This is a genomic window from Paractinoplanes bogorensis (assembly GCF_018829635.1).
In the GTDB taxonomy this organism is placed as follows: Bacteria; Actinomycetota; Actinomycetes; order Mycobacteriales; family Micromonosporaceae; genus Actinoplanes; species Actinoplanes bogorensis.
The window spans coordinates 162,368-176,292 of record NZ_JAHKKG010000008.1 but is presented as its reverse complement, the minus strand read 5'-3'; the positions used below and the strand labels follow the sequence as shown (position 1 = coordinate 176,292).

At 70.5% G+C, this 13,925-nt stretch carries 17 protein-coding genes; 9 read left to right on the top strand and 8 right to left on the bottom strand.

Annotated elements, in window-relative coordinates:
* Positions 1-7: 7 nt before the first annotated feature.
* Together lhgD and KOI35_RS26385 are read right to left on the bottom strand one after the other, a co-directional pair.
* A complete protein-coding gene (gene lhgD / locus KOI35_RS26390) occupies positions 8-1,183 on the bottom strand; it encodes an L-2-hydroxyglutarate dehydrogenase (RefSeq protein ID WP_215791289.1) in 1,176 nt (391 codons plus the stop codon).
* Positions 1,180-1,923: an SDR family NAD(P)-dependent oxidoreductase gene (locus tag KOI35_RS26385; RefSeq protein WP_215791288.1), complete on the bottom strand. Its 744-nt coding sequence runs from the start codon at positions 1,921-1,923 to the stop codon at positions 1,180-1,182. Before KOI35_RS26385 ends, lhgD begins: the two co-directional genes overlap by 4 nt.
* Positions 1,924-2,017: 94 nt before the next feature.
* On the opposite strand from KOI35_RS26385, the gene KOI35_RS26380 reads away from it, so the two are divergent.
* Positions 2,018-2,611 (top strand): TetR/AcrR family transcriptional regulator, encoded by a 594-nt coding sequence (locus KOI35_RS26380; RefSeq protein ID WP_215791287.1) that lies wholly within the window; start codon positions 2,018-2,020, stop codon positions 2,609-2,611.
* 8 nt (positions 2,612-2,619) lie between these two features.
* On the opposite strand, the gene KOI35_RS26375 is transcribed toward KOI35_RS26380, so the two are convergent.
* Entirely contained in the window at positions 2,620-3,045 is a 426-nt protein-coding gene (locus KOI35_RS26375) for a helix-turn-helix domain-containing protein (RefSeq protein WP_215791286.1), read from the bottom strand.
* A 28-nt stretch (positions 3,046-3,073) separates the two neighbouring features.
* On the opposite strand from KOI35_RS26375, the gene KOI35_RS26370 reads away from it, so the two are divergent.
* Positions 3,074-3,844 carry an alpha/beta fold hydrolase gene (locus tag KOI35_RS26370; protein ID WP_215791285.1) on the top strand — a complete coding sequence of 257 codons (771 nt, stop codon included), beginning with the start codon at positions 3,074-3,076 and terminating at the stop codon, positions 3,842-3,844.
* On the opposite strand, the gene KOI35_RS26365 is transcribed toward KOI35_RS26370, so the two are convergent.
* Entirely contained in the window at positions 3,832-4,617 is a 786-nt protein-coding gene (locus KOI35_RS26365) for an endonuclease/exonuclease/phosphatase family protein (RefSeq protein WP_215791284.1), read from the bottom strand. The genes KOI35_RS26370 and KOI35_RS26365 overlap by 13 nt on opposite strands.
* A gap of 87 nt (positions 4,618-4,704) precedes the next feature.
* On the opposite strand from KOI35_RS26365, the gene KOI35_RS26360 reads away from it, so the two are divergent.
* Positions 4,705-5,436, top strand: a complete 732-nt coding sequence (locus KOI35_RS26360; protein ID WP_215791281.1) for a SigB/SigF/SigG family RNA polymerase sigma factor — start codon at positions 4,705-4,707, stop codon at positions 5,434-5,436.
* On the opposite strand, the gene ligD is transcribed toward KOI35_RS26360, so the two are convergent.
* Positions 5,433-6,605, bottom strand: coding sequence for a non-homologous end-joining DNA ligase (ligD, locus tag KOI35_RS26355; protein WP_308121160.1), 1,173 nt, complete (start codon positions 6,603-6,605; stop codon positions 5,433-5,435). The two genes, KOI35_RS26360 and ligD, sit on opposite strands and share 4 nt — an antisense overlap.
* A 78-nt stretch (positions 6,606-6,683) precedes the next feature.
* Between ligD and KOI35_RS26350 the strand changes: the two genes are divergently transcribed.
* The 6 genes from KOI35_RS26350 to KOI35_RS26325 all read left to right on the top strand — a co-directional run bounded on the left by KOI35_RS26350 (position 6,684) and on the right by KOI35_RS26325 (position 10,686).
* Positions 6,684-7,637 carry a sigma-70 family RNA polymerase sigma factor gene (locus tag KOI35_RS26350; RefSeq protein ID WP_308121159.1) on the top strand — a complete coding sequence of 318 codons (954 nt, stop codon included), beginning with the start codon at positions 6,684-6,686 and terminating at the stop codon, positions 7,635-7,637.
* Between the two features lie 77 nt (positions 7,638-7,714).
* Positions 7,715-8,122 carry an SgcJ/EcaC family oxidoreductase gene (locus KOI35_RS26345; RefSeq protein ID WP_215791276.1) on the top strand — a complete coding sequence of 136 codons (408 nt, stop codon included), beginning with the start codon at positions 7,715-7,717 and terminating at the stop codon, positions 8,120-8,122.
* A 65-nt stretch (positions 8,123-8,187) separates the two neighbouring features.
* Entirely contained in the window at positions 8,188-9,555 is a 1,368-nt protein-coding gene (locus KOI35_RS26340) for a serine/threonine-protein kinase (protein WP_308121158.1), read from the top strand.
* A gap of 68 nt (positions 9,556-9,623) precedes the next feature.
* Positions 9,624-10,022, top strand: coding sequence for a hypothetical protein (locus KOI35_RS26335; RefSeq protein WP_215791268.1), 399 nt, complete (start codon positions 9,624-9,626; stop codon positions 10,020-10,022).
* A 104-nt stretch (positions 10,023-10,126) separates the two neighbouring features.
* The gene (locus tag KOI35_RS26330; RefSeq protein ID WP_215791267.1) at positions 10,127-10,282 is read left to right on the top strand and encodes a hypothetical protein; all 156 of its coding nucleotides are present in this window, start codon (positions 10,127-10,129) and stop codon (positions 10,280-10,282) included.
* 224 nt (positions 10,283-10,506) lie between these two features.
* Positions 10,507-10,686, top strand: coding sequence for a hypothetical protein (locus tag KOI35_RS26325; RefSeq protein ID WP_215791265.1), 180 nt, complete (start codon positions 10,507-10,509; stop codon positions 10,684-10,686).
* A gap of 8 nt (positions 10,687-10,694) precedes the next feature.
* Here the strand turns inward: KOI35_RS26325 and KOI35_RS26320 are convergent, their stop codons facing one another.
* From KOI35_RS26320 to KOI35_RS26310, 3 genes are read right to left on the bottom strand one after another with little or no spacing between them, the layout of a single operon-like run.
* Positions 10,695-11,993, bottom strand: coding sequence for a hypothetical protein (locus tag KOI35_RS26320; RefSeq protein ID WP_215791263.1), 1,299 nt, complete (start codon positions 11,991-11,993; stop codon positions 10,695-10,697).
* Positions 11,990-13,060, bottom strand: coding sequence for a hypothetical protein (locus tag KOI35_RS26315; protein WP_215791261.1), 1,071 nt, complete (start codon positions 13,058-13,060; stop codon positions 11,990-11,992). Before KOI35_RS26315 ends, KOI35_RS26320 begins: the two co-directional genes overlap by 4 nt.
* Positions 13,057-13,908, bottom strand: a complete 852-nt coding sequence (locus KOI35_RS26310; protein ID WP_215791259.1) for a protein kinase family protein — start codon at positions 13,906-13,908, stop codon at positions 13,057-13,059. The genes KOI35_RS26315 and KOI35_RS26310 overlap by 4 nt, the downstream gene beginning before the upstream one ends.
* Between the last annotated feature and the right edge of the window lie 17 nt (positions 13,909-13,925).

Here is a 13,925-nt window from a genome sequence, read left to right as displayed (position 1 = left end):
TCCGACCTCAGCCGGCGAAATCGATCTGGTCGACGACGTGTTCGGCGATGGCCAGGGATGAGGTGGCGGCGGGGGACGGTGCGTTGCGGAGCGCGGTGACGCGGCCCAGGCGGTGGATGCGGAAGTCGTCGACCAGGGTGCCGTTGCGGTCGACGGCCTGGGCTCGCACGCCGGCGCCGCCGCGCACGACGTCTTCGACGCGCAGGCTGGGCACGTACGCGCGGGCCCGGTTGACGAAGACGCGCATGCTGGCCGAACCGGCGACCTCGACGAGGCCCATCCGCCAGTGGTAACGGGCGATCGACCAGAAGCCGGGATAGCCGAGGATGCCGCGCACGTCGGCCGCCGAGATGTCGCGCCGGCGGTAGCCCTCGCGGGCCGTGGCCAGCACCGCGTTCGGGCCGACGTCGACGCTGCCGTCGACCCGCCGGGTGAAATGGACGCCCAGGAACGGATACCGGGGATCGGGCACGGGATAGATCAGTCCCCGTACGAGGGTGGTCCGCTCGGGGATCAGCTTCAGGTATTCGCCGCGGAACGGCAGGATCGCCGGGTCGGGGCGGTCGCCCGCGGTTGCGGCGAGACGGTCGGACTGCAGGCCGGCGCAGAGAATGACATGGTCGAACTTGAGGGCCCGGTCGGCGATCAGCTCGACCCCGCCGGGTACGGGCCGGACCTCCCTTACCGCGGTGGAGAACCGGACGTCTTCCAACTCGGCGGCCAGCGATCGGCTGACCGCGGCGAAGTCGGTGATCGCGGTGACCGGCGAGTGCAGGGCGGCGACCCCACGCGCGTACGGCTCCACCGACGTGATCTCGGGACCGTCCAACCACCGTACGGAGGGAACGCGGTTGGCCTTTGCCCTTCGCTCGATCTCGTGGAGCGCGGGCAGCTGGTCGGCGGTCGTCGCGACGACCAGCTTGCCGCACTCGTCGTAGGGCAGGCCGCGCTCGGTGCAGAAGACGCGCAGCAGCTCGGATCCGCGGCGGCACAGCTCGGCCTTGAGCGAGCCGGGCGGATAGTAGATGCCCGCGTGCACGACGCCGCTGTTGTGGCCGGTCTGGTGCTGGGCGACGGCCGTTTCCTTCTCGAGCACGGTGACACGCGCAGTGGGCCGGGCCTGTTGCAGGCGCCGGGCGATGGCCAGACCGAGGATGCCCGCGCCCACTACGCCGATGTTCACCCGACCAGTTTCGGCGGTTCGGCCGCGGTCAGTCCACCGTCGACGGGAATCACGGCCCCGCTGACGTAGGCGGCGCCGGGACCGGCCAGGAACGCGATCACCTCGCTCACGTCTTCCGGCTGGGCGACGCGGCGCAACGGAATCAGGGGGACATAGCCTTTGATCCATTCGTACGGGAGACTGGTCAGCACCGGTCCCGGCGCCACCGAATTTACCCGTACGCCGGACGGCCCGTACTCCGCCGACCACGCCCGTGTCAGCGAGTTCACAGCCGCCTTGGTGGCGCCGTAGACCGCGTTGTTGACGTCGCCGATCGTGCCGGCGCCGCTGCTCACGTTGATCACGACACCGTGGCCACGTTCGGCCATCTTCGGGGCCAGGGCGGCGGTCAGCAGGTAGACCGCGCGCAGGTTGCCGTGCAGCATCGCGTCGTACTGGTCGCTGGTGATGTCGGCGCTCGGGCCGAAGCTGCCCAGGCCGGCGTTGTTCACCAGGATGTCCACCGCGCCGGCGTCGCGGGCCAGCCGGGCCACGTCGCCGGGGTCGAGCAGATCGGCGGCGACGAAGCGGGCGGTGCCGCCGTCGGCCTGGATCTTCTCGACCACCTCGGCCCCGCGCTCGGCGTGCCGGCCGGTGACCACGACGGTCGCCCCGCGCGCGGCCAGGGCCAGTGCCGTGGCCCGGCCGATGCCGCTGGTGGAACCCGTGATCAGGGCCGTCTGGCCGCTCAGTTCGCTCATGGCTCTACCCTTCCTATTTCTGTACCGATCAGTTGGTACAGAAGTAAGGTAGCACTTCAGAATCGATCGGTACAGAACTGGTAAGCTCGCTCACATGACAACCCAAGGCCGGCCCCGGGGCTTCGACGCCGACGAGGCGCTCGAGAAGGCGATGCGGGTCTTCTGGGCGCACGGCTACGAGGGCGCGAGCCTGGCCGATCTGACCGGGGCCATGGGGATCAACCGCACGAGCATGTACGCGGCGTTCGGCAACAAGGAAGAGCTGTTCCGCAAGGCGCTGGCGCGGTACAGCGAAGGACCGGCCTCGTACGGGGTGGCCGCCCTGGCCGAGCCGGCTGCGCAGCAGGTGGCGGGGACGTTTTTGCGCGGGGCGGTGCTCAGCGCGACGCTGCCCGACTATCCGGCCGGGTGCCTGAGCCTGCGGGCCTCGCTGCTGGGCGGCGAGGACGGGCAGGTGATCCGCGAGTTGCTGGCGTCCTGGCGCGACGAGACCGTCGCCGGCCTGACCGCGCGGTTCCAGCGGGCGATCGACGAGGGCGACCTGCCCGCGGTGACCGATCCGGCGTTGCTGACGAAGTACGTGATGACGATCGGTAACGGGATCGCGGTGCAGGCCGCAGCCGGCACCGAGCGCGACGTCCTGCAGTTGGTGGCTGATGCAGCCCTACGCAACTGGCCGCCGATCTGACGTCCTGCTTAGACGCTACTGAGGTCGCGGTGGTCGTTGAATGCGGCCAGCAACCGGCGCAGCAGTCGCAGATCGCCCGCAACACTCGCGACCCCGCTGCGGACGGCGTCGTCCAGCGCCCGCCGATCGAACACGAGGTCTTGGACCGTCCGCACGGCGCAGGTCAGCGTGGCATCGGCCGCCGACTCACCCCGCGTCGCCGCCAACCCCTCCGGGCCGACCTCGAGCAGGAACGCGTCGCCCGGCAGCCGCAGTTGGACAGTGCCGCGCAGAGAAGCGGTGCCGTCAAAGGTGTTTCGCAGGGCCACGATCAGCGCGTCGGGACTGAGCTCCTCGGCCGAGTCGGGGCGCGGCGACAGCGGGCTGCCCCAGCGTCCCAGCGCCAGCAGCACCGGCTCGAGTTCGCGGCCGTGGTCGGTCAGCGAGTAGATCAAGCCGGTCAGAGACCAAGAGAGCGTATCGATGCCACATGTGACATCGGCCGACGGCACGTCGATCGGCTACGACCGGCTCAGCGATGACGGGCCGACGCTGGTGCTCGTCGGGGGCGGCCTGGACGACGGCACCGAGAACATCCCGCTCGGCGAGCACCTGGCCGGCCGCTTCGGCGTGGTGAACTACCGGCGGCGCGGCCGTGGCGACAGCGGCGACAACCAGCCCTACGCCGTCGAGCGGGAGATCGAGGATCTCGCCGCGGTGATCGACGCCGTCGGCGGGCGGGCCCACCTGTTCGGGGCGTCGTCCGGTGGTGCGCTCGCGTTCGAGGCGGCCGCGGCCGGGCTTCCGGTCGACCGGATCGCCGTCCACGAGGTGCCCTACCAGGTGGGCGACGCGGTGATCGCCGCCTGGCAGGCGTACCGCCGCGAGCTCGACGTCGCGCTCGACGCCGGCGACTGGGATCAGGCGCTCCGGCTGTTCATCCGGCTGGCCGGATCCTCCGCTGAGGACGCCGAGGCCTCAGAGGTGTGGCCGGCGCTGCGGGCGCTCGCCCCGACGCTGCGCTACGACGCGGCGTGCCTCGACGACGGCCCGCCGCCCGCGGGCCGGCTGGCCAAGGTGTCGCAGCCGGCGCTGCTGACCACCGGCATCGCGGTCGCGGAGTTCTTCGATGCTGCGGCCGAAGCGACCGCCGCCGCCCTGCCCGACGCCCGGCGCGAAACCCTCCCGGCCGAGGGCCATGTCGCCGACCCGGCCGTTCTCGGTCCCGTTCTGAGTGCGTTCTATCTCGCATAGATGTCGAGAACCAGCGGGCGATGGTCGGACACCTCGGGCGCGGCCAGGATCTCGAAATGCTTGACGGCGGCCACATCGGAGACCAGCAGATAATTGGCATGCCGTACGGGCTTGGGATAGCGCGACGTCCGGGTATCGGCCGCACCCACCAGATCGGTCAGCCCCTCCTCGGCCAGAATGGTGAACGTCTCGCTGTCCGGCAACAGGTTCAGGTCACCGCACACGATGACGAGGTCACCGGGCCGGCGAATACGGCGGACCAGTCCGGCTAATTTGAGCGCCTGCTCACGGCGTACGGGGGAATCGGTTTTGCCTTTCGCATCGCGCAGACCGTGAGCCTGAACAACGCAGACTTTTCCCGTACGCACGGCAAGCGCGTTCCGGGGTCGAGGCGACGGCGTCCACTCGTCGTGGTCGGCGAAGGAACCGTGGATGAACGCGGAATCGAGGCCGACGACGGACTGATGCTCGGCGACAAATGTGGCGACGCCGAAATCCTGGCGATGACGCGCGCCGGAATCGTCGTGAACGGGGCCGGAATCACTGGCCAGAAAGATCGGCTGATGACGGGGCAGCGCGGTGCGCACGTCGTCATAGAGGTCGGCCCGCTGCTGCAGGTCCCGTTCGGTGTCGGCGAAACGGGTCCAGCCGCGCAGACCAGGCGTACGGGTGACTTCCTGCAGGCACAGCACGTCGGCACCGGCCGTGGGCAGCCACGCGGCCAGGTCGTCGAACAGGGCGCCGCCCCACGCGTTCACACTAACGATGCGCACACTCATACTTTCGGCTAGCGGCCGCCCGGACGAACGGCTACGTTGGCAGGTGGAGGCGGGGACCTCTTGACGTCAAGGAGTTCCTTGATGCACGACCTGATCACGGTCTTTTCCACCACGGCGCCGGATGATCCCGCCCGGGCCCTCCGGCGCGGCCAGGCTATCGAAGCGTGGCTGCCCCTCGCCCGCCATTTGTCGCGCCGCTACCTCGGCCGCGGCGAACCGGCCGACGACCTCGAACAGGTGGCGATGGTCGGGCTGATCAAGGCGGTCGACCGCTTCGATCCGGAGCGGGCCGACGATTTCACCGCGTTCGCCATCCCGACGATCCTGGGCGAGCTCAAGCGCCACTTCCGTGACCGGGCGTGGGCGATCCGGGTGCCGCGCCGCCTGCAGGAACTGCGGATGGCCATCACCGCGGCCAACCACACGCTGACCCAGACACTCGGCCGCTCCCCCACCGTGGCCGACATCGCCGCCCGGCTCGGCATCAGCGAGGAAGACGTCCTCGAGGGCCTGGAAGGCGCCCGCGCCTACAGCACGACCAGCCTGTCCAGCCCGGTCCACGACGAGGGCCACCAGGAACTGGGCGACACCCTCGGCGCCGACGACCACGGTTTCGAACTGACCGAGCTGCGGATCGCGCTGGGCCCGGCGATCGCCAGCCTCAGCGAGCGGGAGCAGAAGATCCTGTCGATGCGGTTCTACGGCAACCGCACCCAGAACGAGATCGCGCAGCAGCTCGGCATCTCGCAGATGCACGTGTCGCGGCTGCTGGCCAAGGCGCTGCAACGACTGCGGCTGCTTCTGCAATCCTAGGCAGCGCCGTCGACGAGGTCGGCCAGGTGCACGCCGGCCTCGTCCAGCAGCCGTTCCACGGTGGCGATGGCCAGGCCGTCGATGATGTTGTCGCCGTGGATCAGGCGATAGAAGTCCTGTTTGCCGCGCCGGACGGCCTCGACCCGCCACTGTCCGTCCCGGGTCTGCATCGCACCGACGACCGTGCCCTGCGACGGCAAGGGTATCGGGGCGGGGCCGCGCCGGACCGAGGACGCCGTACGGTCGTTGCGCAGCCCCCGCCACGACGGGTGCCGCAGCCGCCCGTCCGGGGTCCAGTTGCGGAACGCGACCTCCCCGATCAGGCACGGCTCGACCCAGTACGCGTGCCGGGCCTGCTCACGCGGCACCCCCTCGACCGGCGGGGCGGCCCGGGTGATCTTCTGGATCTCACCCTGCAGATGGCTCAACGCCGCGTCGGAGAAGCCGCTGCCCACGTGCCCCGCGAACACCAGCCGGTCGTCGTGGTCGTGCACGGCCACCAGCAGCGAGCCGATCGTGCCGGCGCGGCGTCCCGACCCCGGCTTCCAGCCGATGACCAGCACCTCCTGCGTCTTGACGAGCGGGATCTTGGTCCAGTCGGCCGAGCGTTTGCCCGGGCGGTACGGCGAGTCGAGCCGCTTGGCCACCACGCCCTCGAGACCGGCGAGCTCGGCCGCACGCAGCACGGTGTGCCCGTCGGCGTGCGGGAACTGGGCCGGCACCCGCACATGCTCCCCCACGAGACCCAGCTCGGATAACATCGCACGCCTGGTCGCGTACGGGCGGGAAGTCAGATCCTCGCCGTCGAGCGCGAGCAGATCGAACACGTAATAGAGCACCGGAACCGCTTTGACCAGGGTCGCACTCGGCGCCGACACGTGCATGCGCTGCTGCAGCAGCGCGAACGACGGGCGCTCCGCTTCCAGGGCCACGATCTCCCCGTCGAGAACGGCGTCGCGCCGGTTCAGCAAACGGGGCAATTCCCTCAGCTCGGGATAACTGCCGGTGATCGCGTTGAGGTTGCGGGAAAAAGCCTCAACCCCGTTTCCCCGTACGGTCGTGAGCGCGCGCACGCCGTCGTACTTGAACTCGAACGCCCAGCCCGGACCGGCCGGAATCGCCCCGGCCGCGGCAAGCATCGGCGCCGTGATCACCTCCCCAGTGATCACGATCTCCCGGGTCCTGACAACCGGAACACGGAAAGATCACCTAACTACATCGGTGTTGTTCTCATTTAGGGTGTGACGGTGGCGGACTTCGAACGGCGGATCGATCCGTACCGGCCGGAACTGCTGGCGCACTGCTACCGGATGCTCGGCTCGGTCCACGACGCGGAAGACCTGGTCCAAGAGACCTGCCTGCGAGCCTGGCGGGCGAGGGACACCTACGACGAGAGCCGCAGTTCCCTGCGAACATGGCTGTACCGCATCGCCACCAACGCCTGCCTCACCGCGCTCGAGAGCCGCAGCCGCCGGCCATTGCCCTCCGGCCTGGTCGCCGAGAGCGACCCGCGCCGGCCGTTCGTCCACGGCGGCGAGGTCACCTGGCTCCAACCGCTTCCCGACGCCCTGCTCGGCCCGGTCGATCCGCAGACGGTCACCGTCGACCGCGCAAGTCTCCGGCTCGCCTTCGTGGCCGCCCTTCAGCACCTCTCCGCCCGGCAGCGCGCGGTGTTGATCCTGCGTGAGGTGCTCGACTTCTCCGCGGCCGAGGCGGCCGGCATTCTGAGCACCACGACCGCCTCGGTCAACAGTTCCCTGCAACGGGCCCGGGCGCGGCTCCGGGAGACGGAGGTTCGGCCGGACCAGGTCGACGAACCGTCCGAGGCCGAGCAACGCGCCTGGGTCGACAAATACATGCGGGCATTCGAGAACGCCGACGTCGAGGGTCTCAAACGACTGCTCACCGACGACGTCCGCATGGAGATGCCCCCGATGGTCAACTGGTTCACCGGGCGCGAGAACTACGGCGTCTTCATGGACTGGGTCTTCGCCAAGAACGGCCACGACTGGCGTTTCCGGCCGCTCGGCGCCAACGCACAACCGGGGTTCGCCGCCTACAACCGCGGGCCGGACGGCGCGTTCGAGTTGCACACGCTGCAGGTCTTCACCGTCACGACAAAGGGCATCAGCCGGAACACGGTGTTCCGGGACGCCGACGTGTTCGCCTCCTTCCACCTTCCTTCCCATCTGACGCGATGAGTTCCGGCCCCCTCCCCGGTATGTAGTCGCGAGCTCGCCGGAACAACCCGGCCGGGCCGCGCACAAGGGAGAGGCCGATGTCAGACCGTACGGACGACGAGACCGCCATCCAGGCCGTCCTGGACAGCTCGTACAAGGCGTGGGCGGCCGGCGACGCCGACGGCATGGTCGCCGACTACACCGCGGACGCGACCGCGATCATGCCCGGCTCGCTGCGCGCCGGCCGGGACGTGATCCGCGACAACATGGCCCGGTCCTTCGCGGGACCGCTCAAGGGCAGCTCGACCGCCAACCAGCAACTCAGCATCCGGTTCCTCGGCCCCGGCGCGGCGATCGTCGTGAGCGAGTCCGGCATCCTGTTCGCCGGCCAGACCGAGGTCCCGGACACCGGCAAGGTCTACGCGACCTGGGTCTTCGAGAAGCGGGACGGCCGGTGGCTGATCGCGGCCTACCACAACAGCCCGGCCCGGGCGCCCGGGCAGTAGCCGTGGCCGTCGGCGCCGGCCTGTACCTTGTTGGTCGGCGTATCGACGGGTGTGGTGGGGTTACGGTGACGAGTCGTCCGGGGCACGAGGTCGCGGCCCTGCTGCCGCACGATCCGGAGAGCATCGGCTCGTACCGGCTCGTCGGTCGTCTCGGCGAAGGCGGCATGGGCACCGTCTACCTGGCCACCGACCCGCACGAGCGCCGCGTGGCCGTCAAGGTGGTGCGCAGTCATCTCGGCTGGGACACAGAGTTCATCCAGCGGTTCCGCCGCGAGATCGACGGCGCTCGGCAGGTGCCGCCGTTCTGCACCGCCGAGGTGCTGGACGCCGACCCGGACCACGACCCGCCGTACCTGGTCGTCGAATATGTGAACGGTCCGACCCTGGCCGAGGTGATCGACCAGGACGGCCCGTTGACCGCGTCGAACCTGCACGCGCTGGCGATCGGCGTGGCCACGGCGCTGACCGCCATCCACGGGGCCGGGGTGGTGCACCGCGACCTCAAGCCGCGCAACGTCCTGCTGCCACCCGGCAGCCCCAAGGTGATCGACTTCGGCATCGCGCACGCCCTGCAGTCGGCCGGCCGGCTAACCGCCGAGGACCAGCTGGTCGGCACGATCGGCTACATGGCTCCGGAACGTTTCGACGCCCGGCTGGGCAACGACGTCGAGCCGTCGGCCGACATCTTCTCGTGGGGCGCCGTCGTCACCCTGGCCGGTACGGGCCACGAGCCGTTCGACGGCGGTACGCCGATGGCCACGGCCGCCCGCATCGTCTCGGCGGAACCCAACCTCGACGGTCTGCACGGCCCCCTGCGCGACCTGGTGGCCGAGGCCCTGGACAAGGACCCGGCCCGCCGCCCCGCCGCACGCGACATCCTCGACCGTCTGCTGCAGCCCGGAGCGGCCGTGCCGGGCACCACCGTGCTGCGGGAGCAGCCCGTCCTGAAAGCCGCCGTCGACGGGGTGACTTCGCGGTATGCCGTCCCGCGCAGACGCCGTCGCCGCTGGATCTTGGCGGCAGCTGTCATAGTCGCCCTGCTAGGCGGTGCGGCCTTTCCCTTCCTCACGGAGCGCCGCTCGACCGTCGCATCGCCGCCGCCGCCACCGTCATCGTCAGCGCCGGCACCCGCGGCCGCCGAATGGGTCGGGGAGCTGCAGCAGAGCTTCGGCAGCGCCGAACCCGTACACCTGACGTTCGCCCTGGACGCCGACCGCGGCACCATCCGCTACCCACGCCTGGGCTGCTCGGGAACGGTGACCGTGACCGAACGAACCACCGAGAAGATCGCCCTGACCGAACGCATCACCGACGGCCCGTGCACCGCCGTGGGCACCATCGTCCTCTGGCCGACCGGCCCGACCACCATGCTGCTCGACTACAAACCGGCCAACGGCAAGTACACCGCCCGAGCATCCATGACAAAGCGCTGACCCGGCCAGACAGCTCTTCGGGGCGGCGAAGCCGAACACGGTCGATCGGCAACGGGCATGATCCAGGAGTGCTGGTCGAGGTTGAGAAGATGCGCCGGTTCGGCTGGAGTCCATTTCCGATAGCCCAGGTCCATACACCGGTGGGCCGGACAGCGGTGCCGTGGTGCGGCGCGCCGGATACTGTCCCCGGGCCGTATCACGTCGAGTGGACGATCGACATGAAGATCAGTTGGGGCCTGAGCGCGAAGCCCGCCGACGGTCCCGGACCGGCGATCTTGACGGGTGGCCATTGCGTGATCTTGCGCGGGCGCTTGAGGCTGACTCCTGATGGTGCCGGCGTCCTGGACCTGGACGGGTCTTTGATTCTCCTGGACTTCGCGGATCCGCCGCCGGCCGAGGCGGACGCCGCCTGGGTGCAGATCTACGTGCCGCACCAGGACGTCAGGTTGTATCCGTCCGACCTCTAGCTTGCCGGCAGCTCTCCCGTTGCCGGATCGGCTCGTACTATTCGTTGCCGGGTGGCTCGGATCGCCTGATACCGCGGTCAACATCGCGCGTCGACGCTGGGGCGATGGGATGCCTCGGATTCACGCTCGTCTTTTTCGGGATCATCGCGGTCAGCGCCTGGCTGGGAGACCCGACCATCTTGTGGCTCGACGGATGGCTGCTGCTCGGCGGTCTGATCTGGTTCATCGTCCGGAGCAGCGGCCCGTATCAGCGGTCGTGAGCCCGAGTGCCGCCGCGAACTCGGCGAACGTGCCGGCGATCGTGCGCCACCGGTACTGGCCGGGCACGGTCCAGATGTCGCTGCCGACGACGCGCGGCTCGGCCGGGCCGCCGCGAGCCGGGTCAGCCGGCCGGAATCGGCAGACCACGAATGCGCTGGTCCCAGTACACGACGGGATCCTCCCAGCTCTTTCTAGGGTCGCCTCGGGGTGCGAGCATGGTCACATGGACGAGAACCTCGCTGACTCCGACATCGCCCAGGAGCGTGTGGCCCGGTTCGGCACGTTGCCTCCGCGCATCCGGCCCGATGACGTCGTGGAGTCGGTCGACACCGACTCGCCGCAGGAAATGCCGGGGGCGGCCGGCACCGAGGCTCAGCGTCAGGTGTTCCTCGCCGGCGGCTGAGCCCCTGATCATTTCTTCGCTGGGCACCCGCTTCCGGAGAATGCCATGACGCACGTGACCTCGGCGATGGGGATGGACTTACCGTCTCGCTTCTTCACCGCCTCCCGGTTCGCGAAGCCGGCCACGACCGTGCCCGTCGGGGCGGGATCGATGTGGCATAGCCAAACCGATGTCTCCTTGTTCCACTTGCACGTGGTGAGGACGGACAGAGTCTTCGCATCGTTCGTCCGCCACAGGTAAAGGTTCCGGGCGCTGTCTCGCGTATTCGCGGAAACGCTGACGTCCAGCGGTGGGCGCGGACTGGACGTCGTCGCAACTGGTGGTGGTGCAGCGGACGCTGTCAGACGGCCGGCGACTCCACCGACGGCCAGCGCGACCAGGATCGCCGCCATGCCCCCCACCCGCCGCATGATGCCCGGGCGGGCGGCGGGGGTGCGGCGAACCGAAGCCGGAGACGGCGCCGACGGGGGCGGCGCGAGACGGCGGGGCGGCGGGCCGGGCAGCATTGCCGGGATCACCGTCCGGCCCGAGCGGGCGTTCGCCAGCAACTGTCCGGCCAACCCGATGGACTTGGCCGACGCCGTGGGCGGGGCGTCGAGGTCGACGGTGATCCGGTTACCCGCGGTGATGTCGTCGAGGCGGCCGGGAGCGAACACGACGTCCGGCGTGCCGGGAACGGCGCCGCTCGCCTCGGTCTCGTAGGTCGAGAACGTCCACGGCCGGTCGTACCCGTGGTGCCGGAGGTAGGCGGCGGACGCGGCGTGGGTCAGCCACAGCAACGGCAGGCGCAGGTCGTCGGCGCAGCCGACCACGCAGGCGGGAGTCTCCGGGTCGTCCAGCAGCCGCGCGAGCCAGGCCGACGCGACGTCGTCCGGCACGTCGCGGGCGGCGTCGCGCAGGCCGGCCACGCCCTGGTCGGCCGCCGCCAGCACCTCGTCCGCGGACACGGTCGGCAACCGCTCGCCGGGTGTCACGTCGGACGGCCACCGCCAGTTGTGCAGACCGATCGTCCGCGCCGGCCGCAGCACGTCGGACGGGCCGACCAGGGCGTGGGACCGGTTGCGGCCGCTGGCCCCGGGGGTGTTCCAGCGCCGCACCACCGCGCTGCGGCCGCCGCCGAGATCGATGTGGGACAGGGCCGTGGCCGGCATCGGCTGGTCGAGGAAGCCTTTGAGCCGGATGTGGAGTTCGAGGCGGGCGATCCACCCGGAGTCGTCCACCGGCAGCGACGCCGCCAGCGGGCCGAGACCGCGGCCCGGGCTCACCCCGAACGCGATCTGGTGCAGGTGCGGGGCCGCGGCGCTCATCGGCCGACCTTCGACGCCTCGCGGCCCTCGATGACGCCGGCCATGCAGAGCAGTGACACCAGCGGCTCCAGGACGCGCATCGGACGGTAGCCGTGCACGAATGCCCGCTCTCCGCTGCTGGTGACGACCGCGTCGCTGCCGGTCGCCGAGACCGCGTGCAGGGTGCACCGGTCGAAGAAGGTGAACGGGGCCAGGGCACCCTCGGCGCGTTCGGCGTACAGGTAGGCGTACAGGTCGCGGCTCTCGGCGCGACGTTCGGCGGCGTCGACCCGGTCGGACGGCCGGGCGATCCAGCGGTCGACCGGGGAGGTGAAGCGCAGCCGGTCGGCCATGGTCAGCGCGATCGTCGCCGGGAGCCGGCGGCAGGTCGGCACGGCTTCGAGCCGGCCCAGGGCGAGCGCCGTCTCGTTGTTGTCGCGCTGGACCTCGCGGCCCGCCCCCGCGGCGTGCACGAAGATCAGGGCGGGCTGTCCGATGAGGAACCGCGCCGTGATCTGGTTCCGGTGGTCGTTGGCGCGCAGGTCTTCGCCCGCGACGTCGAAGAAGGTCAGCGTGCGGGTCACCCCGTCGCGGATGCGGCGCACCACCAGCATGTCGGCGTAGTCGGTCACGCCGCGCGAGGTGGCCTCGATGGCCCGGCCCGCGACGAGCCGGGCGATCTGCTGCCGCTCGAACTCGGCGTGGCGCCGCAGGTCGAGCCGGGCCACCTCGAGCCCGTACGGCACCAGCCCTTCGGCCAGGGCCTCTCTGATCATGGCGGCCAGCAGGTGGCTCTTGCCGGACTCGGACGGGCCGACCAGCCCGATCGAGAGCGCCTGGCCCGCGTTGCCGTAGTTGGCCGGGATGAAGTGGGCGGCCATGTCGTCCGACGGGTTCGGGCAGGGCCGGTAGCCGCGCCGGAGGTAGTCGGCCCGCTTGGCCGCCCCGCGGTCGGTGAGGTCGACCTCGGTCAGCGCGCCCCCGTCGTCGGGATGCATCCACACGCGCGAGTCGTCGTACTCCCACACGAAGCTGTCCCAGCAGCGGGGGCAGACGATCCGGGGCCGATCCGAGCGGCGGCGCGTCACGACAGACCTGCGATCACGAGGCCGGCGATCACGACCGGCACCAGGACGAGGGCGAGGACCACAACGATTTTTCGCGTACGGCGGGGGCGGCTGCCCGGACGTCCGTTCTTCTCGGCGGCGAGCGCGTCGAAACGTCGCCGTCCCGCTTCCAGCGCGGTGTCCGGCGGGCGGGGCGTGACCACCACGCGGGTCTTCCGGGCCAGGCGGGACACGGCCGGGCGCCGGACGGTGCCGTGCACGGCCCGGCGCAGCTGCCGGGGCAACAACGCCCGGTCGGTGGTCTGCGTCAGGACCTTTCTGACCGCCCCCAGGTCGGACTCGGCGGCGGGCGTACCGTCCAGGGTCGTCCAGGCGTTGTCGAAGAAGACGAGCTGGGCGGTCGCACCGTCCCACCAGACGCTCGGCAGGCCGACGTCACCGTGCACGATCCCGGCCGTCGTCGTGTGGACCAGGGCCGAGACCAGCCCGGACCACACCCGTTGCGCCTCGGCCACGCCGAGCCGGCCCCGCAGGTCGGCCAGCGGGCGACCGGAGTAGCCGTCGAACAGCACGTACGGCTCGTCCGACCCGAGGTCGAAGCCGATCAGCCGGGGCAGGTGGGCGGGATATGTGGCGCCGCCGAACACCTGCCACAGCCGCGCGGTGGCCCGGATCTCGTTCTCCAGCCGGGTCAGCGGCCCGGTCGTGACCTCGTCGGCCGACAGGTACCGCTGGGTGTACTCGACACCGTCCGGCGCTCGCATCCGTCGCATGCGAAGGCCGCCTATGACACCGAACTCGGCGCCGTACTCGAAGACGCCGGCACCCGGTGTGCCGTGGGCGTCGCGATATCTCAGTTCGACCGGCATGTCTCCCCAGCTTCCCG

Excerpts from the sequence above, each read along its gene's own strand:
- KOI35_RS26330 (WP_215791267.1), top strand. The coding sequence starts at position 10,127 with ATGGGATGCCTCGGATTCACGCTCGTCTTTTTCGGGATCATCGCGGTC.
- KOI35_RS26320 (WP_215791263.1), bottom strand. The coding sequence starts at position 11,993 with ATGAGCGCCGCGGCCCCGCACCTGCACCAGATCGCGTTCGGGGTGAGC.
- KOI35_RS26370 (WP_215791285.1), top strand. The coding sequence starts at position 3,074 with ATGCCACATGTGACATCGGCCGACGGCACGTCGATCGGCTACGACCGG.
- KOI35_RS26360 (WP_215791281.1), top strand. The coding sequence starts at position 4,705 with ATGCACGACCTGATCACGGTCTTTTCCACCACGGCGCCGGATGATCCC.
- KOI35_RS26380 (WP_215791287.1), top strand. The coding sequence starts at position 2,018 with ATGACAACCCAAGGCCGGCCCCGGGGCTTCGACGCCGACGAGGCGCTC.
- KOI35_RS26385 (WP_215791288.1), bottom strand. The coding sequence starts at position 1,923 with ATGAGCGAACTGAGCGGCCAGACGGCCCTGATCACGGGTTCCACCAGC.
- KOI35_RS26325 (WP_215791265.1), top strand. The coding sequence starts at position 10,507 with ATGGACGAGAACCTCGCTGACTCCGACATCGCCCAGGAGCGTGTGGCC.
- KOI35_RS26345 (WP_215791276.1), top strand. The coding sequence starts at position 7,715 with ATGTCAGACCGTACGGACGACGAGACCGCCATCCAGGCCGTCCTGGAC.
- KOI35_RS26310 (WP_215791259.1), bottom strand. The coding sequence starts at position 13,908 with ATGCCGGTCGAACTGAGATATCGCGACGCCCACGGCACACCGGGTGCC.